The sequence below is a fragment of the Campylobacter concisus genome (genome assembly GCF_902460665.1).
Lineage (GTDB): Bacteria > Campylobacterota > Campylobacteria > Campylobacterales > Campylobacteraceae > Campylobacter_A > Campylobacter_A concisus_AL.
Genome location: NZ_CABPUR010000002.1, coordinates 55340 through 81905, shown reverse-complemented (window position 1 = coordinate 81905; position 26566 = coordinate 55340). Strand labels below are relative to the sequence as shown.

At 40.4% G+C, this 26566-nt stretch carries 24 protein-coding genes, 2 tRNA genes and 3 rRNA genes; 16 read left to right on the top strand and 13 right to left on the bottom strand.

Annotated features, from left to right (window positions below):
• Window positions 1–54 precede the first annotated feature (54 nt).
• The 11 genes from F3G66_RS03770 (at window position 55) to F3G66_RS03720 (ending at window position 8839) form a co-directional block, all read left to right on the top strand.
• Complete coding sequence (locus F3G66_RS03770; protein ID WP_149707197.1) at window positions 55–1143, top strand: nicotinate phosphoribosyltransferase; 1089 nt, start codon at window positions 55–57, stop codon at window positions 1141–1143.
• A gap of 8 nt (window positions 1144–1151) precedes the next feature.
• Window positions 1152–1649: a chemotaxis protein gene (locus F3G66_RS03765; protein WP_149707196.1), complete on the top strand. Its 498-nt coding sequence runs from the start codon at window positions 1152–1154 to the stop codon at window positions 1647–1649.
• A gap of 112 nt (window positions 1650–1761) precedes the next feature.
• A complete protein-coding gene (locus tag F3G66_RS03760) occupies window positions 1762–2577 on the top strand; it encodes a menaquinone biosynthesis family protein (protein ID WP_410470313.1) in 816 nt (271 codons plus the stop codon).
• Window positions 2574–2843 (top strand): flagellar biosynthesis protein FliQ, encoded by a 270-nt coding sequence (fliQ, locus tag F3G66_RS03755; RefSeq protein WP_223154231.1) that lies wholly within the window; start codon window positions 2574–2576, stop codon window positions 2841–2843. The genes F3G66_RS03760 and fliQ overlap by 4 nt, the downstream gene beginning before the upstream one ends.
• Entirely contained in the window at window positions 2840–3637 is a 798-nt protein-coding gene (locus F3G66_RS03750; RefSeq protein WP_149707194.1) for a UDP-N-acetylmuramate dehydrogenase, read from the top strand. The genes fliQ and F3G66_RS03750 overlap by 4 nt, the downstream gene beginning before the upstream one ends.
• 8 nt (window positions 3638–3645) lie before the next feature.
• A complete protein-coding gene (locus F3G66_RS03745) occupies window positions 3646–4134 on the top strand; it encodes a hypothetical protein (protein ID WP_021091683.1) in 489 nt (162 codons plus the stop codon).
• A gap of 63 nt (window positions 4135–4197) precedes the next feature.
• Window positions 4198–5295: a recombinase RecA gene (recA, locus tag F3G66_RS03740; RefSeq protein WP_002940852.1), complete on the top strand. Its 1098-nt coding sequence runs from the start codon at window positions 4198–4200 to the stop codon at window positions 5293–5295.
• Window positions 5295–6545 carry a phosphopyruvate hydratase gene (gene eno, locus F3G66_RS03735; protein WP_103630205.1) on the top strand — a complete coding sequence of 417 codons (1251 nt, stop codon included), beginning with the start codon at window positions 5295–5297 and terminating at the stop codon, window positions 6543–6545. The genes recA and eno overlap by 1 nt, the downstream gene beginning before the upstream one ends.
• A 104-nt stretch (window positions 6546–6649) precedes the next feature.
• Window positions 6650–6832: a hypothetical protein gene (locus F3G66_RS09750; protein WP_180378667.1), complete on the top strand. Its 183-nt coding sequence runs from the start codon at window positions 6650–6652 to the stop codon at window positions 6830–6832.
• Window positions 6833–6837: 5 nt separating this feature from the next.
• Entirely contained in the window at window positions 6838–7698 is an 861-nt protein-coding gene (locus F3G66_RS03725; protein ID WP_149707193.1) for an AMIN domain-containing protein, read from the top strand.
• A gap of 76 nt (window positions 7699–7774) precedes the next feature.
• Window positions 7775–8839, top strand: a complete 1065-nt coding sequence (locus F3G66_RS03720) for a tyrosine-type recombinase/integrase (protein WP_149707192.1) — start codon at window positions 7775–7777, stop codon at window positions 8837–8839.
• Between the two features lie 316 nt (window positions 8840–9155).
• On the opposite strand, the gene F3G66_RS03715 is transcribed toward F3G66_RS03720, so the two are convergent.
• The 5 genes from F3G66_RS03715 to F3G66_RS03695 all read right to left on the bottom strand — a co-directional run bounded on the left by F3G66_RS03715 (window position 9156) and on the right by F3G66_RS03695 (window position 13974).
• A complete protein-coding gene (locus tag F3G66_RS03715) occupies window positions 9156–10289 on the bottom strand; it encodes a glycerate kinase family protein (protein ID WP_149707191.1) in 1134 nt (377 codons plus the stop codon).
• A complete protein-coding gene (locus F3G66_RS03710) occupies window positions 10286–11680 on the bottom strand; it encodes a GntP family permease (protein WP_149707190.1) in 1395 nt (464 codons plus the stop codon). Before F3G66_RS03710 ends, F3G66_RS03715 begins: the two co-directional genes overlap by 4 nt.
• 166 nt (window positions 11681–11846) lie before the next feature.
• Window positions 11847–12815, bottom strand: a complete 969-nt coding sequence (locus F3G66_RS03705) for a phospholipase A (RefSeq protein ID WP_223154212.1) — start codon at window positions 12813–12815, stop codon at window positions 11847–11849.
• Window positions 12805–13380, bottom strand: coding sequence for a molybdenum cofactor guanylyltransferase (locus F3G66_RS03700; RefSeq protein WP_149707189.1), 576 nt, complete (start codon window positions 13378–13380; stop codon window positions 12805–12807). The genes F3G66_RS03705 and F3G66_RS03700 overlap by 11 nt, the downstream gene beginning before the upstream one ends.
• A gap of 105 nt (window positions 13381–13485) precedes the next feature.
• Complete coding sequence (locus tag F3G66_RS03695; RefSeq protein ID WP_149707188.1) at window positions 13486–13974, bottom strand: DUF7832 domain-containing protein; 489 nt, start codon at window positions 13972–13974, stop codon at window positions 13486–13488.
• A gap of 126 nt (window positions 13975–14100) precedes the next feature.
• On the opposite strand from F3G66_RS03695, the gene F3G66_RS09715 reads away from it, so the two are divergent.
• Together F3G66_RS09715 and F3G66_RS09790 are read left to right on the top strand one after the other, a co-directional pair.
• Window positions 14101–14244, top strand: coding sequence for a hypothetical protein (locus F3G66_RS09715; RefSeq protein ID WP_262483389.1), 144 nt, complete (start codon window positions 14101–14103; stop codon window positions 14242–14244).
• Window positions 14220–14360 carry a SemiSWEET family transporter gene (locus F3G66_RS09790; protein ID WP_410470312.1) on the top strand — a complete coding sequence of 47 codons (141 nt, stop codon included), beginning with the start codon at window positions 14220–14222 and terminating at the stop codon, window positions 14358–14360. Before F3G66_RS09715 ends, F3G66_RS09790 begins: the two co-directional genes overlap by 25 nt.
• A gap of 457 nt (window positions 14361–14817) precedes the next feature.
• Here F3G66_RS09790 and leuC read toward each other — a convergent pair whose 3' ends face one another.
• The gene (gene leuC, locus F3G66_RS03685; RefSeq protein ID WP_149707187.1) at window positions 14818–16083 is read right to left on the bottom strand and encodes a 3-isopropylmalate dehydratase large subunit; all 1266 of its coding nucleotides are present in this window, start codon (window positions 16081–16083) and stop codon (window positions 14818–14820) included.
• Between the two features lie 83 nt (window positions 16084–16166).
• Window positions 16167–18278 (bottom strand): TonB-dependent siderophore receptor, encoded by a 2112-nt coding sequence (locus tag F3G66_RS03680; protein WP_149707186.1) that lies wholly within the window; start codon window positions 18276–18278, stop codon window positions 16167–16169.
• A gap of 233 nt (window positions 18279–18511) precedes the next feature.
• Here F3G66_RS03680 and F3G66_RS03675 point away from each other — a divergent pair, with 233 nt between their 5' ends.
• From F3G66_RS03675 to F3G66_RS09605, 3 genes are read left to right on the top strand one after another with little or no spacing between them, the layout of a single operon-like run.
• Window positions 18512–19834 (top strand): NFACT RNA binding domain-containing protein, encoded by a 1323-nt coding sequence (locus tag F3G66_RS03675; RefSeq protein ID WP_149707185.1) that lies wholly within the window; start codon window positions 18512–18514, stop codon window positions 19832–19834.
• Between the two features lie 2 nt (window positions 19835–19836).
• Window positions 19837–20181, top strand: coding sequence for a hypothetical protein (locus F3G66_RS03670; protein ID WP_149707184.1), 345 nt, complete (start codon window positions 19837–19839; stop codon window positions 20179–20181).
• Window positions 20181–20447, top strand: coding sequence for an Rrf2 family transcriptional regulator (locus F3G66_RS09605; protein WP_223154230.1), 267 nt, complete (start codon window positions 20181–20183; stop codon window positions 20445–20447). Before F3G66_RS03670 ends, F3G66_RS09605 begins: the two co-directional genes overlap by 1 nt.
• Before the next feature lie 116 nt (window positions 20448–20563).
• On the opposite strand, the gene F3G66_RS09785 is transcribed toward F3G66_RS09605, so the two are convergent.
• The 6 genes from F3G66_RS09785 to F3G66_RS03635 form a co-directional block, all read right to left on the bottom strand.
• Window positions 20564–20929 (bottom strand): ComEA family DNA-binding protein, encoded by a 366-nt coding sequence (locus F3G66_RS09785; protein ID WP_149707183.1) that lies wholly within the window; start codon window positions 20927–20929, stop codon window positions 20564–20566.
• Window positions 20930–21151: 222 nt separating this feature from the next.
• Window positions 21152–21270 (bottom strand): 5S ribosomal RNA (gene rrf / locus F3G66_RS03655).
• 132 nt (window positions 21271–21402) lie between these two features.
• Window positions 21403–24306: ribosomal RNA gene (locus tag F3G66_RS03650) — 23S ribosomal RNA — on the bottom strand.
• A gap of 327 nt (window positions 24307–24633) precedes the next feature.
• Window positions 24634–24709, bottom strand: a tRNA-Ala gene (locus F3G66_RS03645).
• A gap of 12 nt (window positions 24710–24721) precedes the next feature.
• Window positions 24722–24798: transfer RNA gene (locus F3G66_RS03640), tRNA-Ile, on the bottom strand.
• Between the two features lie 94 nt (window positions 24799–24892).
• Window positions 24893–26403 (bottom strand): 16S ribosomal RNA (locus tag F3G66_RS03635).
• The 16S, 23S and 5S rRNA genes sit together here with 2 tRNA genes alongside, the layout of an rRNA operon.
• Window positions 26404–26566 lie beyond the last annotated feature (163 nt).

The window sequence follows — 26566 nt, the reverse complement described above, 5'->3', positions numbered from 1 at the left end:
TATAATTTTCACTTTTCTACCAAAATGCTATAATCACGCTAAAAAAGGACAAATATGAACGAACTTGAGCTAAAGATGCAAGGCAAGATAGATAGGCTAACAGATAAGACTTTTAAGCTAGATCCAAGGATCGGCGAGGGCTACTTTACGGCGAAATATTTTCTAAAAGTAAATGAGATAATTAAGCAAAATTTACCAGATCAGCACGTGACGATGCAGTTTTTCCAAAGACGTGATGATATCGTGCTTTGCGGCATTGACGAGGTTTTAGCCGTCATCAATAAATTTGCCAAAGACCCAAGCGAGTTTGAAATTTATGCGCTTAATGATGGCGATATCATAAACGCAAACGAGCCGGTTTTAAAGATAAGCGGCAAGTATGAAAATTTTGGCTTTTTAGAAAATGTGATCGATGCGACGCTCACCAGAAGAAGCTGCGTGGCGACAAACTCAAGAGACGTGATAAGAGCGGCAAATGGCAAGGACGTCTTTAGTATGGCGGATAGGCAAGATGACATCTGCACGCAGCCAGGTGACGGATATGCATCATTTGTAGGCGGCATCAAAAAGGTCGCCACAGATGCTCAGGGCGAGCTTACGGGGCTAAAAGGTGGTGGCACCATGCCTCATGCACTCATTCAAATGTGCGGCGGGGATATAGTAAAAGCCTCAGAAATTTATGCTAAAACCTTTGAAAATGAGAAGATCACGGCCTTAGTGGACTACAACAACGACGTGATTACAGACGCATTAAGGGCTTCAAATGCCTTAAAAGAGAGGCTTGGCGCGGTTAGAGTCGATACTAGTAAAAATTTGATAGATAAATATTTTGATGATAAGGATACTAGCGGGTTTGACCCACATGGCGTTTGCAAGGAGCTTATATTTGCTCTAAGAGAGGCGCTTGATAAAGCTGGCTTTAAATACGTTAAAATCGTCGTTAGCTCAGGTTTTAGCCCTAAAATTATAAAAGAATTTGAAGCTTATAATACGCCGGTTGATACTTATGGCGTGGGAAGTTATCTTGTTAAAAATGACATTTGTGGCTTTACAGGCGATTTAGTTGAGCTAAACGGCAAAGATGAGGCTAAATTTGGTAGGAAAAATTTCGCTTCAGATAGGCTAAAGATAGTGAAATTTTAAGAGAAAAGATGAAATTTATAAAAATTTTAATGTTTTTGTCGCTTTTGTTAACCGCTTGCACCGCCGCAAACTATGCTAACGCTTTTGAAAAGGTTGGCATCCTTGAAGACGGAGTTTATCACTTTAGCCAAAATGGCCTCGGCGTCAAAAAAGACCTGCTTGTAAAGGTGATCTCTGTACAAAACGAGGACAGCTCACGCAAAAAGATCATCTCCATGCTAAATATCTCTAAAAATTCTAAAATTACGGACTTTAAAACAAGCGATGCAGGCGTGATAGTCTGGCCATTTTACGAGTTTGAAGGCAAATTTATAACGACAATAATCGTTGAAAATATAAAAAAAGAAGATAGCGATCAAAAACTGATTAAGATGCTTGAACTTAAGCATCCATTTTACTCAACGCTCCAAGCTCGAAGAAAAGGGGCTAAAGACGCCATAGACGTGAAATACGTGCTAAATTTCAAAGAGGCAAAGCTGGTAAAATCGTTTCAAAACCGCCCTTAAAACTTTATTTTAAATAAATTTCATTAAAATGGCGTAATCAAAAAAAGGATCATCTTTGCATAATCTAAAAACTATAAACGTCGCCCACTCGCCGGACGCTGACGATATTTTCATGTATGCCGCGGTCAAATTTGGCTGGGTTAGCAGTAAAAATTTAGCCTTCACATCAAAGGCGCTTGATATAGAAACGCTAAACGAAGAGGCGCTAAAAGGCACTTACGAGGCAACAGCGATCAGCTTTGCACTCTATCCAAAAATTTGCGACGAGTATGCGCTTTTACGCTGCGCCGTGAGCTTTGGAAAAGGATATGGCCCAAAGCTTATCAAGCTAAAAGGCAAGCAGCTAAAGCGAAATTTTAAGGTCGCACTCTCTGGCAAAAACACGACAAATGCCCTACTCTTTCGCATAGCCTATCCAGAGGCAAGGATCGTTTATAAAAATTTTCTTGAGATCGAAAATGCTGTGCTTAGTGGCGAGGTCGATGCTGGCGTGCTAATACATGAAAGTATCTTAAATTTCTCAGACCAGCTCTGTGTAGAACGTGAAATTTGGGATATCTGGAGCGAGCTAAACGGCGAAAATTTACCGCTTCCACTTGGTGGCATGGCACTTAGACGAAGCCTACCCATAACCGACGCGATCGAGTGCGAAAGAGTGCTTAGCGAGGCGGTTAGGATCGCCACTTCGCACAAGCCATTTTTATCTCACATGCTAATGGAGCGAAACCTCATCAGAGTTGGCAAAGAGGATCTTAAAGCGTATCTAAATTTATACGCAAATGACGAGTCAATAAGCATGAACGAAACGCAGCTAAAAGCGCTGAATAAGCTCTATCAAATAGGCTACGACAAAGGCTTTTTTGAAAAGCCAATCGACGTAAACGACTACCTAATCCCAACTGAATACAACGAAGTAAGGTTTAGCTGATGCAAAGTACGCTTGTCTCGCTTGGAGTTGAAACCTTTAAGATCGCCCTTTATATCAGCCTTCCGATGCTGCTAAGCGGTCTAATCGCAGGTCTTATCATCTCCATTTTTCAAGCGACCACGCAGATAAACGAAACCACGCTAAGCTTTGTGCCAAAAATCTTGTTAGTCGTCGTTGTCATCATATTTTTGATGCCTTGGATGATCTCGATGATGGTTGAATTTACCACTCGCATGCTTGATTTTATACCGGAATTTATCCAGTGACGAGACTTGTTGATTTTTCTAAATTTACCTCGGTTAGGATAGGCGGTGTGCATGAAATTTTCGAGGTAAATAGCCTTGAAGATCTAAGCTCGCCTCACTTTTTAGGCGCTGTGATGATAGGAGGGGGCAACAACTTGCTTGTCTCGCCAAATCCCCCAAAAATGGCGATGCCCGGCAAGAGTTTTGACTATATAAATTTAGAACGCTTAGGCGATAAAATTTATCTTGAGATAGGTGCTGCGACGAAATCTGCCAAAATTTATAACTTCTGCAAGCAAAATAACATCGCTCACCTTGAGTTTTTAAAAAATATTCCAGGCACACTTGGCGGACTTATCAAAATGAACGCTGGGCTGCTTAAATTTAGCATAAGCGACAACCTCACGCATGTGCGTCTGGCTCGTGGCTGGGTGCGCAAAGATGAGATAAGCTTTAGCTACCGTCACAGCGGCATAGATGAGGCCATTTTGGGGGCTAAATTTGAGCTTTCTAGCGGCTTTGACGCGGGCATATCTGAAGCTATAAGTGCAAAAAGGGCAAATCAACCAAAAGGGGCTAGCTTTGGCAGCTGCTTTGTAAATCCAGAAGGGCACTTTGCAGGGGCACTGCTTGAGGCTGTTGGACTAAAGGGATACGCTATCGGCGGAGCGAAATTTAGCGAAGAGCACGCAAATTTTTTGATAAATTTTAACCACGCAAGCTTTGAGGACGCCACTAGCCTTATAAATTTGGCAAAGGCTAGAGTTTTAGAGAAATTTGGCGTAGAGCTTAAGACTGAAGTTTGCATTTTATAAGGATGATAATGAGTGAGTTTTTGAGCGAAGTTTTTACCCTTTCACTTTTGTTTATAGCTATTGGATTTTACGCCATTTATAGGGCTAAAAAGGCGCAAAGCGAGCATGAGAAAAATGTGGCTGATTACGATAAAAATCTGCTAAATTTTGCCAAAATTTTAGGCGTTCAAAATCACATAGACCTAGTTAAATTTGATGAAATTTTGGCTGAAGCCTTAAAAGAAAAACTAATTTTTAAATTTAATAAATCCACCTCACAAGAGGAATTTATCTCTTTTATAAAAGATGAAAATTTTAAAAATAAGCCCCAAATTTCACAAAATCATATCGATGAAGCCTTTTTAAATCTTTGCGCAAGCTCGCTTGTAGAGCCACTAAAACTTGCGATACTAAAAAACGAAGATCAAATTTATGGATTTTTGTTTGAAAAGGAGCAGCTTTTTGCTCTTATTGATAGCGCTGCACTGCTTGGTGAAAATATTATAATTTGCGAGTAAATCAAGTAAAATTCATCTCTTTTTAGATAAAATCAAGCCAAATTTCAACTATTAAGGTAAAAAATGGCAAAAGAAAAAGATAGTGACAAAAAAATAGCTATCCCAGAGAGTGAAGCGGACAAGAAAAAGGCGCTCGAGCTTGCGCTAAAGCAGATCGATAAAGCTTTTGGCAAAGGCACGCTTTTAAGACTTGGCGACAAAGAGGTTGAGGCGATCGAGTCGATACCGACTGGCTCGCTAGGGCTTGATCTGGCTCTTGGCATAGGCGGCGTTCCAAAAGGCAGGATCATCGAGATATACGGACCAGAGAGCTCTGGTAAGACAACGCTCACACTTCACATCATAGCTGAAGCGCAAAAGGCTGGCGGAATTTGTGCATTTGTCGATGCAGAGCACGCACTAGACGTAAAATACGCTTCAAATTTAGGCGTAAACACTGACAACCTTTACGTCTCTCAGCCAGACTTTGGCGAACAGGCACTTGAGATCGTTGAGACACTTGCAAGAAGCGGAGCGATAGATCTTATCGTAGTTGATAGTGTGGCCGCTCTTACTCCAAAGAGCGAGATAGATGGCGATATGGGCGATCAGCACGTTGGTTTGCAAGCTAGGCTTATGAGCCAGGCACTTAGAAAGCTAACTGGAATTTTAAGCAAGATGAAGACAACCGTTATCTTCATCAATCAAATTCGTATGAAGATCGGTATGATGGGATATGGCACACCAGAGACCACAACTGGCGGTAATGCGCTTAAATTTTACTCATCTGTAAGGATCGATGTCAGAAAGATAGCCACACTTAAACAAAATGACGAGCCTATCGGCAACCGCACAAAAGCAAAAGTGGTTAAAAATAAGGTCGCGCCTCCATTTAAAGTGGCTGAATTTGACATCATGTTTGGCGAGGGTGTGAGCAAAGAGGGCGAGATCATCGACTATGGCGTAAAGCTCGACATCATTGACAAATCAGGCGCGTGGTTTAGCTACAAGGCCGAAAAACTAGGCCAAGGCAGAGAAAACGCCAAAGCCTACCTAAAAGAGCACCCAGAAATTTCTGATGAGATAGTAGCGGCGATAAAAGGCTCAATGGGGATCGATCACCTAATAAGCAGCGGCGCAAAAGACGAAGACGACGACACAAACGAAGCAGGAGATGAATAATGGTATTTATTGAAGATGTAGAAGCTCACGAGGTTTTAGACAGCAGAGGCAACCCAACAGTTCGTGCGACAGTTAGACTAAGCGACGGAACCGAGGCAAGCGCGATCGTGCCAAGTGGCGCGAGCACGGGCAAGCGTGAGGCACTCGAGCTTCGTGACAAAGACGAAAGATACGCTGGCAAGGGCGTTTTAAAGGCTGTTTCAAACGTAAATGAAAAGATCGCTGAGGCGATAATCGGCCTTGATGCCTATAACCAAAAGGCAGTCGATGCGGAGATGCTTGAGCTTGATGGCACACACAACTACTCAAATTTAGGCGCAAACGCAGTCCTTGGCGTATCTATGGCAGTAGCTCGCGCAGCTGCAAAGAGCCTAAATATCCCGCTCTACCGCTATCTTGGCGGTGCAAATGCTAGCATCTTACCAGTGCCAATGTTTAACATCATAAATGGCGGCGCACACGCAAATAACAGCGTTGATTTTCAAGAATTTATGATAATGCCATTTGGTTTTAGCACATTTAGCGAAGCACTTAGAGCTGCAACTGAAATTTATCACAAGCTAAAATCTATCCTAAACGCAGCTGGACACAGCACAGCTGTTGGTGATGAGGGTGGTTTTGCTCCAAATTTAAAAGATAACGAAGAGCCACTAAAGCTCATCTCACAAGCTGTAAAAGAGGCTGGATATGAGTTAGGTAGCCAGATAAAGCTAGCACTTGACGTCGCTTCAAGCGAGCTTTACAAAGACGGCAAATACGAGCTTGAGGGCAAGAAATTTAGCAGCGATGAGCTTATTAGCTACTACGAAAAACTTTGCGAAAAATATCCTATATTTTCTATCGAAGATGGCCTTAGCGAGGACGACTGGAGCGGCTGGGCTGAGCTTACAAAAAGGCTTGGCAGCAAAGTGCAGCTAGTTGGCGACGATCTTTTTGTCACAAATGAGAAAATTTTACGCGAGGGTATCGAGAAAAAGATCGCAAATGCGATCTTAATCAAGCCAAATCAAATAGGCTCAGTCACACAAACTATGCAAACTGTCCGCCTTGCTCAAAGAAACGGATATCGCTGCATAATGAGCCATAGAAGCGGCGAGAGCGAAGATGCGTTCATCGCTGACTTTGCAGTCGCACTAAATACTGGCGAGATAAAGACAGGTGCCACTTCAAGAAGCGAGCGTAATGCAAAATACAACCGCTTACTTGAGATCGAGCTTGAGGCTGGAGAGTTTTTGGGGGATAATATTTGAGCGAAATTTTAGACGAATATGGCAACACTGATGGCATATTTCATAAAATTTTAAAATACATTAGACCGACATTACGCTACGTCATAGCCACCATTTGTGTGGCTATGTTTGCTTTTTATGTAGGCAATATGATGTTTGGCAAACGCTCACTTGATGTTATGTTAAGCCTTCAGAGTAAAAAAGAGAGGCTTAGCGAGGACGTGGAAATTTTAAAAAAGATGAATGCGCGTCTGCAAAAAGATTATTTTGAATTACAAGGCCTTGAGCCAGACTTTAATAAAAAGTAGGAATGATGAAAAAAATTTGGTTAGTTTTATCTATATTTGCAACAAGCGTCTTTGCTAGAGAGAACCCATTTATGCCTATTAGCGAGCTAAATACAAGCGTTATGACAACAAATATCATAGAAAAATTTGATAGCTTTGATTCTCTTTCGTTTAAATTTCCAAGTGATGCGGCACTTTTACTAGATGTTACCATAAGATATAGGGCGAATGACGGTACTATAAAGGAAAAAAGGCTAGCTGATATAAATAAAACTATCGACTACAGCGATGAATTTGCTTTAAATAAGGTAAAAAATCCAGAACCAGTCGTGGCAAAAAAGCTAGATGTTTCGGTCACAATGGCAAATATGCCTAGCCAAAAAGTAAGCACTCCCGTGATAATAGAAAAAAATGAAACTAAAATTTCAAATAAAGATAGAAATAAAACCTCAGATATGCCAACTCCAAATGTTGTAGTGATCGATCTTAGCACAGATAAAGCAAAAGAAACTAATATAAAGCCTGAACAAAAGGTAGTCGAGATAAAGATTGAGCCTAGTGCAAAGCCAGTTGATAATGTAAAAAATGGAAAGGATGTTAAATTTCTAGGTTTTATAAGCTTTCTAGCCAACGACAAAGAGCTAAAAATCGCTACAAAAGCTAAAAATTTAAGGCATTTTGCTTATGAGAAAAATAAGATCGTTCTTGACTTTGCAAGGCCGCCAAGAAGCTTTAAAACTAAGAGCTTAAAACTTGAAAATGAACATTTTAAAAATGTGATCATAGGTTGGCACGATAGATATTTCAGAGTAGTTTTAGAGCTTGATAAAATGCATAAATATAAGCTCGAAGCCGCTGAAAATGGATATGTGCTTAAGCTTTTATAGTTGAATTTTAAAAAGAGTAGTTTTTATAAAATTTCAAATATAATACTTTTCAAAATAAAAATTTAAGGTTATTGGTTTGAAATATCCGCTTGATTGTAAAGATAATTTTGAAAACTCATTTATATTTTGGCTTACTCGCTACGTCAAATTTAAACTTAGCTCACTTTCGAATAAAGAGCTTAGGGATCCAAAGGCGCTTGCAAGTGTGAATTACGCTCTAAGTCGTGAGATAAAAAACATTGGCCAGCTTGATGGCTTGGTAAAAAGCGCGAGAAACGCGGGGCTTACTGGCATAAATACCTACTTTAATCCACTTAAAAAAATATATGAAACGATGAAATTTTACGAGCTTAGTAGCCTAAAGCAGATCGATGAAGAGTTGCTAAGTGAAATACTAGCTAGCACGACTGGCGGGCTAAGCGATGCTAGCAAGAAAAATTACCGCATCTCAGTGATAAATTTCTTTGCGTTTTTAGACAAACAAAACGAAGAGGATGGCAAGGCCCATGTTTTTGATATAAATTTAAAAAACTGGGGCGGAGTGAGTGGAAATAAAGGGCAAAAGTTACCTGAGTTTATGGGCGAAGATGAGGTCAAAAAATTTCTAGATGCGATCGAAGAAAGTGACTTTAAGCAAAACTCAAATCGCAATAAGCTCATAATAAAAACGATAATTTTTACTGGTATTCGTGTGAGCGAGGCTCTAAATTTAAAGCGAAAGGACATCACTGAAGATGGCGATCTTTTTATCATTAGGATACGAGGCAAAGGTAACAAATACCGCATCGTTATGATAAAACGTCACCTCATAGAAGCTCATCTAAATGCGATCGCAATAAACTACATAAACAAAGAAGGCTATCTTTTCATCAATAAAAAAGGCACCAGGCTTACGCAGGCTTATGTTAGCCGCATAGTTGAGCAAATTTTATTTAAAGCTGGCATCAGAAAAGAGAAAAATGGTGCCCACATGTTGCGCCACACCTTTGCAACGATGCTTTACAAAAAGCAAAAGGACCTTGTTTTGGTGCAAGAAGCTCTAGGTCATGCAAACTTAAATACCTCACGAATTTACACTCACTTTGATAGCGACAAGCTAAAACTTGCTGCAAAAGTGGCTGAGGATTTAGCGGGAGAGTAGATTTTGCTTCTTGTGTAAAAAGCCACAATAAACAAAAAGCTTTATGAGAAAACTTATATGTGATTTATAAATTTAGATAAGCCCGCCTAGTAGTGAGATTTGTTGGGGTTTAAAAACATCTTTCATATAAATACAATGAAAAAATGATGGCAAAATTTAAGAATAAATATGGGCTGAGGAATAAAAATTTAAAGCTCTAGTTGATATTTGAGATCAATAAAACACTTTAAATTTATATCCCAAACCAACAATAGCCATTTTTATAAATCGATCATTAGATTTAAGGGCTAGTAAAATTTTACCAGCCTGCTAAACATCAAAGTTTATTTGCTATTTTAAAGAGTCTTACAGCTTGCTCTGCTGTCATCTTTAAATTTCTAATCGCCACATCTTTTCTCATCGCTTCTTCAAGACTCACTGGCTCATTTAATATACAAAAATAGGCATCAATCCCATTTTTGTGGCAATCTTTGGCGCATTTTTGTACGCTTCCAGCAAATGCGATCACTGGCTTATGGTACTTTTTGGCTAGTTTTGCAACCCCAGTCGGAGTCTTTCCCATTGAGCTTTGAAAGTCCATGCGGCCTTCGCCAGTGATGACTAGATCAGCCTTTTTGATCTCATCCTCAAGCGCAATAGTCTGTGTAATGATCTCAATACCTGGGCGAAGTTTTGCTCCTAAAAATGCCACGAATGCAAAGCCAAGTCCACCAGCTGCGCCAGCACCTTTTTGTGTGTGAAATTTGCTATTAGTCTTTTCCTTTACAAGAGTTGCAAAGTGTTTTAGCCCATCATCAAGCTCTTTTACCATACGGCCATTTGCGCCCTTTTGAGGGGCATAAACATGAGCTGCTCCATTCATGCCATAAAGCGGATTATCTACATCGCAGGCGATTAAAAATTCGCAATCCTTTAGCTCTTTTAGCGCCTCTTCATCTGTAAACTCACAAATTTTGGCTAAATTCTCGCCTTTTCCTTCAAGCAAAGCACCATTTTTATCATAAAATTTAAAGCCAAGTGCGCTAAGCATGCCTGTACCAGCGTCATTTGTCGCACTTCCGCCGATGCCAATGATAAATTTTCTAGCGCCTTTAGCAATGGCATCTTTTATCATCTGACCAAAACCAAATGTACTAGTCTTTAGTGGATTTCTCTCGTCTGGGTTTATAAGTGTAAGGCCAGAAGCACTTGACATTTCAAGTATTGCAAGGTCATCTTTTAGTGCATATCTAGCTAAAATTTCAATTCCAAGTGGATTTTTAACTATCGTATCTATAAATTTCGCACCAAGTGCATCAGCCATCGCCTCTACACTACCCTCGCCACCATCTGCGATAGGCTTGACAACGACCTCGCAGCCAATCTCTTCTAGTCCTTCTTTTACAGCAAGGCCCGCTTCAAGCGAGCTAAGCGAGCCTTTTAATGAATCAATCGCAACTAAAATTCTCATAAAAGCACCAAAGATAATATATAAACGCTAATTATACCAACGATGCCCATTATAAACGTCATAGCCGTTTGTGTGCGATATCCTTGTTCTGCGCTCATCTTGCTAAAATTTGTCACAACCCAGAAGTAGCTGTCATTTGCGTGAGATACGCACATCGCACCAGATGCTATTGCCATGACGCAAAGTGCAGCTGAAAGCTCGGTCGTAAAGCCAAGTGTATGCATGAGCGAGTTGTCGGCACTAAATGCGCCCATGATAGATGCTGTCGTGATGATTGCAACAGTCGAGCTTCCTTGAGCGGTTTTTAGTATGGCCGAGATAATGAATGGGAAGAAAATTCCTATCGCTTTTATGGTGGTTGCGTTTTCTTTTATGAAATTTACAAAGCCAGCCTCAGTGATGACATTACCCAAAACACCGCCAGCTGCTGTGATAAAGAGTATCGGTCCAGCGATCTTTAAAGATTCGTTCGTGATATGGTCAAATTCTCTTATCTTTCTGGCTTCTACTAATAAAAATACGCAAAAGATCACGCCAATGGCAAGAGCAATGATAGGATTTCCTAAAAATAAAAGTATCTTTGGTAAGAGAGCCGTTTTATCAAACATGCCTTGTTTTGCTAAAACATCGACAATAGAGCCGATCGCCATAAAAATGATAGGCATGATGATAGGAGCAAGGCTCAAAAATCCGCTAGGTAGCGTGCCAAATTTCTTTAAAAGCTCTTCGTAGGTAGCTGTGATGGTAGCGTCAGCATCTTTGTCGCTGATAGTCACACTTTTGCCAACACTCTTTGAAAAGAAATAAACAGCTATCAAAACAGGCACTGAAACGACTGTTCCCATAATGATAACAAGGAGTAAATTTCCGCCAAGACCAAGTGTTCCTGCAGCTGCTATTGGACCAGGAGTTGGCGGGATGAAAACGTGAGATGCGTATAGACCGCCACTTAGAGCGACTGACATCGCGACTGGGCTTGCTGAAATTTTCTTATAAAGCGCTTCGCGAATAGAGTTTAAAACGACAAATCCGCTATCACAAAATACCGGAATGCCAACAACCCAGCCCATGATGAGCATAGCAAGCTCTGGACGCTTTTGTCCAACTAGCTTAACAACCATATCAGCTAGCTTTAAAGCAGCTCCCGTTTTTTCAAGCACGGTACCGATGATCGTTCCAAAGATAATAACGATACCGATACTCTTAAATGTGCCACTAAAGCCGACACCTATCATCGCTGGGATCTTGGACAGATCGATGCCCGCGACGATCGCAAGAACCAAAGAAATACTCATAAGTGCCAAAAATGGATGCACTTTTAGCTTAGAGATCATAACGATCATAAGTATGATGGCTACAACAAAACAGACAATTAGTGAGATTCCGCTCATAAAAACTCCTTTGCTCTGAGATTTTGCTTAAGATTTTAGCAAAATTTGCTTGTATTTTTTCTAATATTTTTAAGTTTTTTGATTAATTAAATTTTTTTGACATATTTGAGTAAATTTATGATTATTTGCCTAAATTTAGCCATTTTATAAGTTTAAAATTTTTAGCTTATTTTAAAATAACAAAACCAAGACCAAATTTATCAGTATGCCTATTATAATCAATCAAACTCTCGCCATATCCCGTAAAATACTGCAAATAGCCATAAACTCCGGTTGAGAAGATAGGAAACATATATGAAATTTCAGCAGCACCTTTATTTGTTTTATCAAAATGTAAGTTATTTCTTAGCATTAGGCTAAAAATGTGATCATTAAGGTTGTAGCTAAGCCTTACATCGCCGTGTCCTATGTATTTTAATATATCTTTATTATCGCCCTTATTGCCCACTACCATCCAAGCTCTTGGCGAAATGCTAAGCTTGCCAAAAACAAAATCACTTTGCACATAAGCTCTATTCCAGCTTCTTGAATTGCTACCATCTCGTCCATTTGACTCATGCAAAAGTCCAAATTTTAGGTTTTTAACACCTATTTGATTCAAATATTTTGGAGAAGCAAAATTTAGAAAAATTTCTGGCTGATAGTTCGTCTCACGAAATGGCGCTGAAGTTCTTGTTATCTGCCACCAAGATGTCTGCGTGTAGGCTGCTACAAGGCTCTCTCTAAATCCAAACAGGTCATAAAACAACGGCTTTGCAAGACTTATTTGAAACTTAGTTTCAACGCTTTTTCGCTCATCGTTTGGCACATTTTTAGCATAAGTTACTGGCAAAAGGTAGTTAAATTTATAAAGCTCGATACCAAGCGCATTTTGTAAATTTTTACCACTTTTATCTTCTCTTAAAAGATCGGCTTGCTTTAGCTTTGCCTCTCTTGGTACTGGCTCACTTGCTTGCACATTTTGTATCGCTTCTTGCTCGTTTAAAGAGCCTTTGGCTAGCTCTTTATAAATTTGCATCGCAGCCTTTATGTCGCCACTTTGCTCTAGCTCTTGTGCTCTTTTAAAATCATCCAGCCCACTTGCCATCAAAAAACTAAGGCCAAGGCTTAAAAATAATAAAATTTTACTCATCATCTATCTTCTTTTCTTGGATTTTCTTTGCCATTTCGTATTCGTCAGGGGAATTTACATTAAAAAACTGCTCACTATCTTTAAAATTTACGACTTTGCATTTACAGCTTTTTCTCAAAAGTCCGATTTTATGCTCATTTTTTAAATAAAACTCACGAGCCAAAGTGGCAAGCCTTGGACTAAAAAAACCACAAAGCGAGTGAATGTGCTCATTATCACTAGCCACAACCATGTCAAATTCATCTTTAAATTTAGCAAGTTCCTCTAAGCTTTTAAGATCAAAAAATGGCATATCAGCTGGTATCACAAAAATACTATGATCAAAATTTTTAAGAATGGAGTAAAGTGCGAGCATTGGCGAATAGTTATTGCTATTTTCATCTTTTATAAGCTTTAGTGGCGGGCTAAATTTTTCAAATTTTGAGCTTACATAAACTTCGTCAAAAACTTTGCTAAATTTAGCAACCTCATAATGAGTAAGCGTATTAAAACCACCAAATGGCAAAAGTGTCTTATCTTGCCCCATACGCGAGCTTTTGCCACCTGCTAAAATCACGCAAGTTTGCATCTTTTCCCTTAAGAAAGTTATGAGGCTAAATTTAGCTAAAAGCGGCTTTGATCTACCAAAAATATGTGATAAAAACTTATTTTTGTTTATGCTACTTGTGAAATTTTAAGCCTGCTTTGCCCTTTTCATTGTTAAAAATTCCTCGTAGCGATGATCTATGATAGCTTTGATCAAGGCATAGTTTTCTTGTGAGTTTTCTATATAAAAATAGGCGTTATCAAAGTATTTTTTACCAAATTTTTTCGAAACAAAATCTGTATAATCCTGCAAATACCAACCATACATTTTGGCAAATTTTGTCCGATCAGTCGTATAGTAAGCTTTTGCAAAGGCTTTACCAGCAGTATTTAGCTCCGCACTTCCAAGTACGCCATCCATAGCGTCAAAAAGATACTGACGATAGTTAAAATTTTCGTCCATCTGTGCTATATCGTCCGCAAAATCTGCCGCAAATTCCTTTGAATAAAATTTGTGTTCCATGCACCAGCGAAAGAAAAATGCAATGTGTGTCGCACCGTTTTCATGCGGTATATCAGTCGGCGCATCTTTCGCACCCCAATGCCATTTTGCTTTGTCATATACTATATCTGGCATTTTTATCCTTTTAAAATGCTCAATTTTACTAAAACCATCTTAATCGCAGTAAAAATCATGGCTATTTTATCCATTTGCTTGCTATGATTAAAAAGATATAATGGCGCCTTTATTTAAGGAGAAGCAATGAGCGAAAAAAATCTACAAATTTTAGGCTGGATCGGCACATGCCTATCAGTTGTTATGTACTTTTCATACATCCCACAAATAATGGGGGCAACCTTGACGGCAACAAAACGCCTTTTATACAGCCACTGGCAGCCGCACTAAACTGCACAATCTGGACAAGTTACGGCCTATTAAAAGCTAAAAAAGACTATCCACTTTCTGCTGCAAACTTCCCAGGTATAATCTTTGGTCTTTTGGCAACTATAACAGCGTTTTAATGTGCTAAAAATAGCCGGTAAATTTACAAAACTAGTCTCAAATTTACCGGTTAAATTAATCCATACAAATACTTTCAAATTTCTTTGGTATTTCATAAATAAAACTAGATATTGAAATAAAAATTTGTCAAATCTTGTCAAAAACGTAAGGCAAAGTACCGTGAGATGGGTTTAAGGGCTTTGCGCCCCTTGCAGTCGCAACTACAAGCAGAAGCGACGTAAAAATTTAGCAAAGATAAGACAATTTAGTCTATCGTGCTAAATTTTTACTAGCTACGTTAAAAATGCTCGCGAGACGAGCCGCTTTTAAAATTTATTTAATCATATAAACAAATCTGGTGGCAAGATTCCAAGATAGATTTGGATATTGTGACGAAATTTTCACACAGGATAAAACATGTAGTTTATCGAAATGCGAAAATTTCTAACTCATTCAAAGATACTTAAAAGCTAACGCCTATAAGTCCCTTGGATCGGCGATTTTACCTGCTATGGCTGAGGCCGCTACAACTGCTGAGTTAGCCAGATAAATTTCACTCGTTCTATCGCCCATACGTCCTACGAAATTTCTATTTGTCGTCGAGATACAGCGCTCATTTGCACCTAAAATTCCCATATATCCGCCAAGACAAGCGCCACAAGTTGGATTGCTCACAACCGCTCCTGCTTCGATGAAAATGTCGATTAAGCCTTCTTTTTCGGCAGCTCTTGCGATCTTTTGCGTCGCTGGAGTGATGATGAGCCTTGTTTTACGGGCTACTTTTTTGCCTTTTAAAATTTGTGCTGCGATACGCAGGTCGCTTAGACGGCCATTTGTGCATGAACCGATAAATGCTTGATCGATAGCTAGATCGTCGCGAACTGCCTGTCTTACACTCTTGCCGTTGCTTGGCAAAAATGGATATGCGATGACTGGATCAAGGTTTGTGACATCGATCTCTAAAATTTTGTCATATTTAGCGCCCTCGTCTGAGTAGAAAAATTTTGGTTTATCGCGCAAATTTTTATCTTTTAAAAACTCTTTTGTGATCTCATCAACCGCGATGATACCGCTCTTTGCGCCAGCTTCGATCGCCATGTTACACATTGAAAACCTATCATCCATGCTAAGGCCATCTATCACCTCGCCGCTAAACTCAAGCGCCTTGTAAAGTGCGCCATCAACGCCTATTTGGCGGATGATCTCAAGGATGAGGTCCTTGCCATAGACGTGCTTATCAAGCTTACCTTTAAAGATGACTTTGATACTCTCAGGCACTTTAAACCAGTTTTTACCAGTGATCATCGCGTAAGCTAGGTCGGTGCTACCCATGCCAGTGCTAAATGCCCCAAGAGCGCCGTGCGTACAGGTGTGGCTGTCTGCGCCGATGATGACGTCGCCTGGGATGACTAGCCCTTTTTCAGGCAAAATCGCGTGCTCGATGCCCATATCTTTTTCGTCAAAATAGTTTTTAAGGTCGTGTTTGTAGGCAAATTCACGTGAAATTTTGGCTTGATTTGCGCTTAGGATGTCCTTTGTCGGGATGTAGTGGTCCATAACGATGGCAAAGCCGTCTGGGTTGGCTAGCTTTTTAGCGCCACTTCGCTCAAACTGCTTGATCGAAATAGGTGTCGTGATGTCGTTGCCTATGATCATATCGATCTTGCTCTCGATGATCTCTCCTGCGCTTACCTCTTTGCCAACGTGATCTGAAAATATTTTTTCTGTGATGGTTTGTTCCATAAATTTCCTTTAAATTTTGAGGCGATTTTAACGAAAATTGCTAAATTTAAAGAAAATTTACTAAGCCAAAAGGCCTAGTAAATTTAGAATTTAACGCTAGCGGTCAGCATAAACTGGCGAGCATAACCTGGTTGTATCGGTATGATATTAGCATCCGTACCAGTAGATGAGGACGTATAATAAAGCTTGTCGGTCAAGTTTTTGACGTTAAACGAGAAATTCGTCTCGTAGCCCGCGATCTTGGTGTCGTAGCTGATGAAAGCATCATAAACAACTGCACTATCCATCTTGAATGCCGTTCCTGCTGGTACTGCAGATAAATTTGTCCTCATATAGTATGTATACCACGAGCCAAAATACCTTGCTCCACCGCCGATCCTTAGACCTTTTACGCCTAGGTGGCTAAAGTCGTAGTTAGCAAACAAGCTGGCTTGGTGCTTTGGCGTAGCTTCTAGCGGTTTGCCCACTAGCACGGCAAACGCTCCGCTATCCTTGCGCACCTCGGTTTTAGTGTACGCGTAGCTAGCGCCCACGCTTAGCCCTTGTGTCACGCGGCCGTTAAAGTCAAACTCAAATCCTCTAGAGCGCGCCTCGCCCACTGGCGTACTCACGCCACTTACGGTACGCATGATGTTTTTCTTATTGATATTAAAAACCGCCGCACTAGCCGTTATGCTATCGTTTTGGAATTTAGTTCCAAACTCTATACTTTTGCCCTCTTCAGGCTTTATATCGCCGATATCGCCTTTCATAGCCATTTGTGGATTGAAACTTTGTGCGTAGTTGGTATAGACCGACCACTGAGGCGTTAGTAGATATAAAAGTCCAGTTTGCCACGTAAATTTACCATCTTGCTGATCTGTGCTATTTGGCCCACTAGTTGTGCCGCGAGCTACTTGGTCGTAGTATTCATACCTAGTTCCTAAAGAGTAGATCAAGTTTTCAGTTAAATTTATGCTATCTTGTGCGTAAAATCCGATAGTTTTTAGCTTTTGGTACTGGATGCTTGACTCCCTGGCAGTTGGTAGCCCTACTCTTCCATAGATAGGATGATATATGTTGATGCTTAAGTGGTTACCCGTATCTTTTAGGCCACCTGGTCTATAGCGGTAGTATTCCTTTGCGTCGATGCCAAAGAGTAAATTATGCTCTATCTCGCCAGTTTTAACGTAGCCGTTTAAATTTAGTGATCCAGCATGCGTGCGGTGGATAAATCCGTCGTAATATTCGTTTCGCCTAGTTGCTGTACCATTATTTAATACATTCATTAGCCTTATGTGGCCGTACTCGTGCTTTGAGCGAGAAAATGCATAAGCGCCCTTTAATAGCCAGTTTTCTCCGAGATTTTTCTCAAAATTTACATCTAGCGTGTCAAGCTTTGTTTTTAATTTATTAAATGGCTCGTCAAGGCGTCTTTTCTTGTCTATCGGCAGTAGCTTGCCGGTGCTTGGAATGAGATACATGCCTCGGTCAATCGGATCGGTCGAGCGTGTATGCGCATAAGCCAAATTTATGCGGTAGTCATCGCCTTTATACGAAAGCGATGGCGCAAAGAGAACATTTTTATATTCGCCAAACTCTCTCCAGTAGTCCTTTTGCATAGTATCAAATATAAATCTATATGCAAACCCGCTCTCCGCAATAGGTCCTGTGATGTCAAAGCCTGTATTCCAGTAGTTGCGGTTGCCGATACCAGCCCAAATTTCGTTTGAGAAGTCGTATTTTGGCTTTTTAGTGACCATATTTATGATGCCACCTGGCTCTTGCGCGCCGTAGAGCAAACTAGCCGGACCTTTTAGCACTTCGACGCTTTCTACGGTTTTGTTAAAGCTATGCATGACGCTAGCGGGCACCCCGTTTCGCATGATCGAGCCGTCGCGTCCGCCACCAAATCCTCTTTTTATGATCGAGTCAAAGATGCCGCCCGTGGTGTTTCCGTAGCTAACGCCGCTCACATTTTGAAGGCTCTCGGCTAGAGTTTCTGGCTTTTTATCCTTTAGCTGTTGTTGCGTTACGACGTTTACTGTCTGTGGTATCTCAAGAATTGGCGTATTTGTCTTGCCCACCTCACTCGTTGTGGCTCTGTAACCATCGTCTGCGCTATCTTCTACACTGATCCCATCCAAGCTTACATCAGTAGCATTTAAAGCAGAAATAGCAAAACAAAGCACCGCACTAATGTGAAATTTATTCATTAATCATCCCTTAAAGAAAATTTAATATTATAAAAATAGTTATCATGATATAAAAATATATTTTAAATTTTTATGAAAAAAATTTACGAAAAATTTATATTTTAGTAACATTACAAATAAAACATTTGGAAAAATTAAACATGGATCAGAAAACAGATTTTTACTATTCTTTCATAGCTAGCGATAAAGCTTTTATTAAAACATTTTTGCAACATTTCTGATATAATCCCCACATGAAGTACGCACATTTAGTTCAAATAGCAAGTTATTTATCAAATTTTACAAAGATAAACCAAGCAAAACGCATTAATGATATGGCTATTTTAATCGAATTTAATGGTGAGAAGATCATCTTTGATCTAAACAAATCAAACTCTGCTATCTACAAAGATGACGAGTTAAAAGAAGCAAAAATTTATCAAGCACCTTTTGATAATGTCCTAAAAAAGCGCTTTAACGCCTCGCATATAAAAAACGTTGAGTGCTTAAAAGATAATAGAATTTTAAAATTTATCTGCACGCAAAGTGGCTCATATAAAAGTGAAAATTTTGTGCTTTATCTCGAATTTACTGGGCGCTTTACAAATGCTGTAATAACTGATGAAAATAACGTAATAATCGAGGCGTTAAGACATATCGATAATAGCTACCGCAAAATAGAAACTGGCGAAGTTTTAAGAGAGCTTCCAGCTATCACCATCAAAGAAAAACCGTGCGAGCCCATAACTGACTTTGAGGCGTTTTTAAAAAGCGAAGCAGCTAGAGTAAATGAGTCCAGGATAGCTAGCTTAAAAGAGGCGAAGCTTGCAAGCGTACAAAAAAAGATAGATAGCATGAGCGAAATTTTAAACTCACTTGAAGACAAAGATGAGCTGATGAGAAAGAGTGAAGAAGCTGCGAATTTAGGATCGCTTTTGCTTGCAAATCTAGGCAATTTTAAGGGTTATGAGAGAGAAATTTGCCTGAAAGATTTTGACGGCAACGAGATAAAACTAACTCTTAGCGATACACCAAAAAACAGCGCAAATGAGTTTTACACAAGGTCAAAAAAGCTTCGCGCAAAAGCCCTTGGCGTGGAGATAGAAAAGAGAAATTTAAGCGAAAAGATCGAGTTTTTTGAAGGATTAAAATCTCTTTTAAAAGAAACGAGCAGTCTTTATGAGCTTGAAATTTTAAGCCCAAAAAACAAGGCAAAACAAAGAGAGAGACATATAAAAGATGTAAGTGAAAATACTGAAATTTTTTACGTTAGAGAGTTTAAGATTTTAGTTGGTAGAAATGAAAAAGGCAATATAAATTTGCTTGATCTTGCCAAAAAAGACGATATATGGTTACATCTAAAGGATAGCCCAAGCGCCCATGTCATCATCAAGACAAACAAGAGTAGGGTACCTGAAGATGTGCTAGAAATGGCAGCTAAATTCTGCGTGGAATTTAGTGCAAAAGGGGCTGGCAGATACGAGGTAGACTACACTAAGCGTGAAAATTTAAAACGTGAAAATGGCGCAAATGTCACTTATACGAACTATAAAACTATCATCATAAATAAAGGCTAAAAATGGCTGTAACACCTTTAGGAAATAGTAATTTTATAAATCAAAATGCCCCAGTAGTATCGCAAGTGCATGCAAATCAACAAGCTAGATTTGATATGCAATCTTTGATGGCAGCTGAGCTTGCCTTGCAACAAAGTGATGAGATCAAAGAGGTGCGTCCAATGGAAGAGTCTTATAAAATAGACCCGGAAAAGGAGCATGAACGCCAAAAAAATGAAGAAGAGGCAAGTGAGTTTGAGAGCGAAAAACAAAATTCAAGAGATAGTGATGAAGAAAATTTGGACGATATAGCAGATAATGAGGAAATAGAACCTAGCGAACATCACATGCTTGACATAACTATTTGATGCCTAAACACCCCAAGCCCAACAAACACCACATCTTAAGTCTTGCAATACCCCCCCAACACCTAACCCTCCTTCAAATCTTTAACGCAGTAAATGATAAAGAAAAACTTTTTAAGATCCACTCTAACTCACCTAAAGCCTGCCCACTTGGTGGCAAGATCGAGGGCCTTTTAACCGTCCACTTCCTAAAAGCACAAGAAGCTTTAGAAGATAGTTTAAGAAGCATTACTTTACAAGATCTATTAGATGAACTTATTAATCTATAGAATTTAAAAAGTAGGCAAATATATAAAAACCAATCTATTTTTTATTAGGAACGCTATGCGCTCCTAACTATTTTTATATATCTTTATGTAAGAATTTTTATAAATTTCTATATTTATTACTCTTTACTCTTCTCTTTTTTAGCTTTACTCTTTTGTGCTTTATCTTTTAGCTTTTCTTTATTATCTTTTATCTCATCTTTTTTAGATTTTATTTTTGATTTTGTGTCATCTATCTTTGTAGCGCCTGATACTGATATATCTGATTTTAAATTTTCAAATGTCTTATCACCTATACCATTTACATTTTTTATATCTTCTATTGAGTTAAATTTATTTGCTTTTCTATACTCTATTATTGCATCTGCCTTTGAAGATCCTATACCATCTAAACTCATTAACTCTTCTTTTGTGGCAGTGTTTAAATTTATGGCTGCTAGTAATGTAGAAGCTGCTGCTAATAGTGAGAATATAATCTTTTTCATTTTTGTCCTTTTTGGGTAAATTTGGGTTTGGAGTCTATCATATTTGGTGTTTTTAGTCAACACTCGCATAAAAACATAAGCTAAAAGATATTTATAAATGTAAAGATAAAAAGTCTAATTATTTAAAAATATAAATAAATTTTAGATTTGATATTTTGTTATAAATTAAAAAAATAATATTAGAAGTTGATTATTTAGATAAAGAAGATTAAAAATTAACAAAGCCCGCAACGACCTACTTTTCCAACATCCCAGTAAGGGAGAGTATCATCAGCCAGGACGAGCTTAGCTTCTTGGTTCGAGATGGAGCAAGGCGTTTCCTCGTCTGTATAGTCACGGGCAGTGTTAAATAAAAGATACATTAGATAAATCTCTTATTTAACACTACGTGTAAAGTTAAAAGTCATAAACAAAGTTTTATAAAAACATATCTTATTAAGTTTTTATCCTTAACAAGGAAGTGATGCTTATTAAAAGATAAGCAGACGAGCTATTAGTACTGGTCAGCTAAAGGACTTTCATCCATTACACACCCAGCCTATCAAACACATAGTCTATATGAGCTCTTAAAAGAAGATTCATCTTGGAGTTGGCTTCCTGCTTAGATGCTTTCAGCAGTTATCACATCCCAACATAGCTACCGAGCGGTGCTCTTGGCAGAACAACTCGTACACCAGTGGTTGGTTCGACCCGGTCCTCTCGTACTAGGGTCAACTCTCCTCAATCTTCTTGCGCCCACGGCAGATAGGGACCGAACTGTCTCACGACGTTCTGAACCCAGCTCGCGTACCGCTTTAAATGGCGAACAGCCATACCCTTGGGACCTGCTCCAGCCCCAGGATGCGATGAGCCGACATCGAGGTGCCAAACCTCCCCGTCGATGTGAGCTCTTGGGGGAGATCAGCCTGTTATCCCCGGGGTACCTTTTATCCTTTGAGCGATGGCCCTTCCACACAGAACCACCGGATCACTAAGACCGACTTTCGTCTCTGCTTGACGTGTATGTCTCGCAGTTAAGCTGGCTTATGCCTTTATACTCTACGAACGATTTCCAACCGTTCTGAGCCAACCTTTGTAAGCCTCCGTTACATTTTGGGAGGCGACCGCCCCAGTCAAACTACCCACCAGACATTGTCCTACTTGAGGATAACTCAAGCTAGTTAGCTATCAGAATAAAAAAGAGTGGTATCTCAACAATGGCTCACCATAAACTGGCGTCTATGGATCAAAGCCTCCCACCTATCCTGCACATTTTTATCCCAATAGCAGTGTCAAGCTGTAGTAAAGGTCCACGGGGTCTTTCCGTCTTGCCGCGGGTAGGAGGAATTTTCACCTCCACTACAATTTCACTGGATCCCTCTTCGAGACAGCTCCCATCTCGTTACGCCATTCATGCAGGTCGATATTTAATCGACAAGGAATTTCGCTACCTTAGGACCGTTATAGTTACGGCCGCCGTTTACTCGGGCTTCGATCAAACGCTTCGCAGAGCTAACGTCATCAATTAACCTTCGAGCACCGGGCAGGCGTCACACCCTATACATCCTCTTACGAGTTAGCAGAGTGCTGTGTTTTTGGTAAACAGTCGGGAGGGACTCTTTGTTGTAACCTTCAATGCTTACGGAGTAAATCCTTCACAAAGTTAGGCACACCTTATACCGAAGATACGGTGCTATTTTGCAGAGTTCCTTGAAGAGAGTTCTTCCACGCGCCTTAGAATACTCATCCCACCCACCTGTGTCGGTTTACGGTACGGGCAACTATAACTAAACTTAGAAACTTTTCTTGGCTCGACAGTATCGGCAATTCGCTATCCATTCCGAAGAACTTCAAACGCCTATGGGGTCTCGGCTTAAAAAGATCCGGATTTGCCTGGATCTTAACCTACACCTTTCGACTAGCACTACCATCCGCTAGCTTGCTTAACTCTAAGCGTCCTTCCATCGCACATTATAGTTGGCATTGGAATATTAACCAATTTTCCATCGCATACCCCTTTCGGACTTTGCTTAGGACCCGGCTAACCCTACGATGACGAGCATCGCGTAGGAAACCTTGGGTTTACGGCGTTGGGGATTCTCACCCCAATTATCGCTACTCATGCCTGCATGCTCACTTGTATTCGCTCCAGCACTCCTTACCGGTATACCTTCAACGCAAATACAACGCTCTCCTACCACTTAGTAAAACTAAGTCTAAAGCTTCGGTACTCATTTTAGCCCCGTTATATTTTCCGCGCAGAATCACTAGACCAGTGAGCTATTACGCTTTCTTTAAAGGATGGCTGCTTCTAAGCCAACCTCCTGGTTGTTTAAGTAACTCCACATCGTTTTCCACTTAAATGAGATTTAGGGACCTTAGCTGTTAGTCTGGGTTGTTCCCCTCTCGACGACGGATTTTATCACTCGCCGCCTGACTGCCATGATTACACACTAGGTATTCGGAGTTTGATAGGGTTTGGTACATTGGTGTATGCCCTAGCCCATTCAGTGCTCTACCCCCTAGTGTTACTACATGACGCTATACCTAAATATATTTCGGAGAGAACCAGCTATCACGATGTTTGATTGGCCTTTCACCCCTATCCACAAGTCATCCCATAGCTTTTCAACGCTAGCGGGTTCGGTCCTCCACCGGCTCTTACACCGGTTTCAACCTGCTCATGGATAGATCACATCGTTTCGGGTCTGCAACGTCTGACTAAACGCCCTATTAAGACTTGCTTTCGCTACGGCTCCGGGTTTCCTTAACCTTGCCAGACATCACAACTCGCAGGCTCATTATGCAAAAGGCAGTCCATCACCCTGATAAATCATAGGGCTCTGAATGATTGTAAGCAAATGGTTTCAGGTTCTATTTCACTCTGATCACCTCAGTTCTTTTCACCTTTCCCTCACGGTACTTGTGCACTATCGGTCTAGTAGTAGTATTTAGGGTTGGATAGTGGTCTACCCAGCTTCAGACAGAATATCACGTGTTCCGCCCTACTCAGGATACTGCTAAGTAAAACAAAGCTTTCATATACGGGAGTATCACCCTCTATGCTTAATCTTTCCAGATTATTCTATTAGCTAAGTTTAGTCTATATTGCAGTCCTACAACCCCGTTAGTAAACTAACGGTTTGCCCTCTTACGCGTTCGCTCGCCGCTACTAGCGTAATCTCTTTTGATTTCTTTTCCTGAGGGTACTAAGATGTTTCAATTCCCCTCGTTCGCTCCATATTAGGTAGTTAAACTCGCGCTTAACTGGGTTGCCCCATTCAGAAATTCCCGGATCAAAGCCCCTTGACGGCTCCCCGAGACTTATCGCAGCCTGGCACGTCTTTCATCGCCTCTACTAGCCAAGGCATCCACCACTTGCTCTTTGTAGCTTACCTTTTCTATATTAGATTATTCTAATTCGCATCACTTCCTTGTTAAAGATAACTTTATGTTACTATATTTAAATTCTAGCTCTCAAGACGGAAAGCATTGACTACTATTTAGATAAGTTTTAAATCCTAAATAGATTGTGATGTCAAACTTTTGCATTAAATGCAAAGAGAATAGAAATTTAAATCTTTAACAAGTCCTGTAAAATTGTTTTTAAAACTTGCTTGTGACTATTAACAATATTAATTAAAAGAACATTTAGACAAAAGTCTAATTAGAAAGTTTAAATTTTTAAGCTCTCTAATTAGACTTAATATAGTTAAACTATTTTATGGTGGAGAATAGCGGGATCGAACCGCTGACCTCCTGCGTGCAAAGCAGGCGCTCTCCCAGCTGAGCTAATTCCCCAATTAAATTCTCTGGTGGGCCTAACAAGACTTGAACTTGTGACCTCACCCTTATCAGGGGTGCACTCTAACCAGCTGAGCTATAGGCCCCTATAGGTCTATCAATCTTTCAAAACTAAACAAGGATGATTGAGAATATCTTTCTTATAGATATCTTGTGAGAGAATATCTATATGTACTCTAGAAAGGAGGTGATCCAACCGCAGGTTCTCCTACGGTTACCTTGTTACGACTTCACCCCAGTCGCTGATTCCACTGTGGACGGTAACTAATTTAGTATTCCGGCTTCGAGTGAAATCAACTCCCATGGTGTGACGGGCGGTGAGTACAAGACCCGGGAACGTATTCACCGTAGCATGGCTGATCTACGATTACTAGCGATTCCGGCTTCATGGAGTCGAGTTGCAGACTCCAATCCGAACTGGGACATATTTTATAGATTTGCTCCATCTCGCGATATTGCTTCTCATTGTATATGCCATTGTAGCACGTGTGTCGCCCCGGACATAAGGGCCATGATGACTTGACGTCGTCCACACCTTCCTCCTCCTTACGAAGGCAGTCTCATTAGAGTGCTCAGCCGAACTGTTAGCAACTAATGACGTGGGTTGCGCTCGTTGCGGGACTTAACCCAACATCTCACGACACGAGCTGACGACAGCCGTGCAGCACCTGTCTTAACATTTCTGCAAGCAGACACTCTTCTATCTCTAGATGATTTGTTAGATATCAAGTCCGGGTAAGGTTCTTCGCGTATCTTCGAATTAAACCACATGCTCCACCGCTTGTGCGGGTCCCCGTCTATTCCTTTGAGTTTTAATCTTGCGACCGTACTCCCCAGGCGGTATACTTAATCCGTTAGGTGCATTACTGCCAAGACTAGCTTAGCAACAACTAGTATACATCGTTTAGGGCGTGGACTACCAGGGTATCTAATCCTGTTTGCTCCCCACGCTTTCACGCATTAGCGTCAGTTGAGTTCCAGCAGATCGCCTTCGCAATGGGTATTCCTGGTGATCTCTACGGATTTTACCCCTACACCACCAATTCCATCTGCCTCTCCCTCACTCTAGATTACCAGTTTCCCAAGCAGTTCTATGGTTAAGCCATAGGATTTCACAAGAGACTTGATAATCCGCCTACGCGTCCTTTACGCCCAGTGATTCCGAGTAACGCTTGCACCCTCCGTATTACCGCGGCTGCTGGCACGGAGTTAGCCGGTGCTTATTCGTTAGGTACCGTCATTGTTCTTCCCTAACAAAAGGAGTTTACGCTCCGAAAAGTGTCATCCTCCACGCGGCGTTGCTGCTTCAGGGTTTCCCCCATTGAGCAATATTCCCTACTGCTGCCTCCCGTAGGAGTCTGGACCGTGTCTCAGTTCCAGTGTGACTGATCATCCTCTCAGACCAGTTATGCGTCATAGCCTTGGTGAGCCATTACCTCACCAACTAGCTGATACAATATAGCCTCATCCTACACCGAAAAACTTTCCCTATCCAACTTATGTAAGACAGGAGTATAGAGTATTAGCAGCCGTTTCCAACTGTTGTCCTCTAGTGTAGGGCAGATTAGCTATACATTACTCACCCGTGCGCCACTAACTCATAAGAGCAAGCTCTTACTTGTCCGTTCGACTTGCATGTATTAGGCACGCCGCCAGCGTTCACTCTGAGCCAGGATCAAACTCTCCATATTAATTACCTAGCAAAATTTATTTGATAGGATTTTATTATGAAGTTTTTAATCAAAAAAACTTTTAGTTTTATTTATTAGTTTGTCTAATCTATTATAAATTATAAAATAATAGACTGGCTCAATCGATCACTTGTTTAGATTTCAAAGATTGACTAATAGTTTA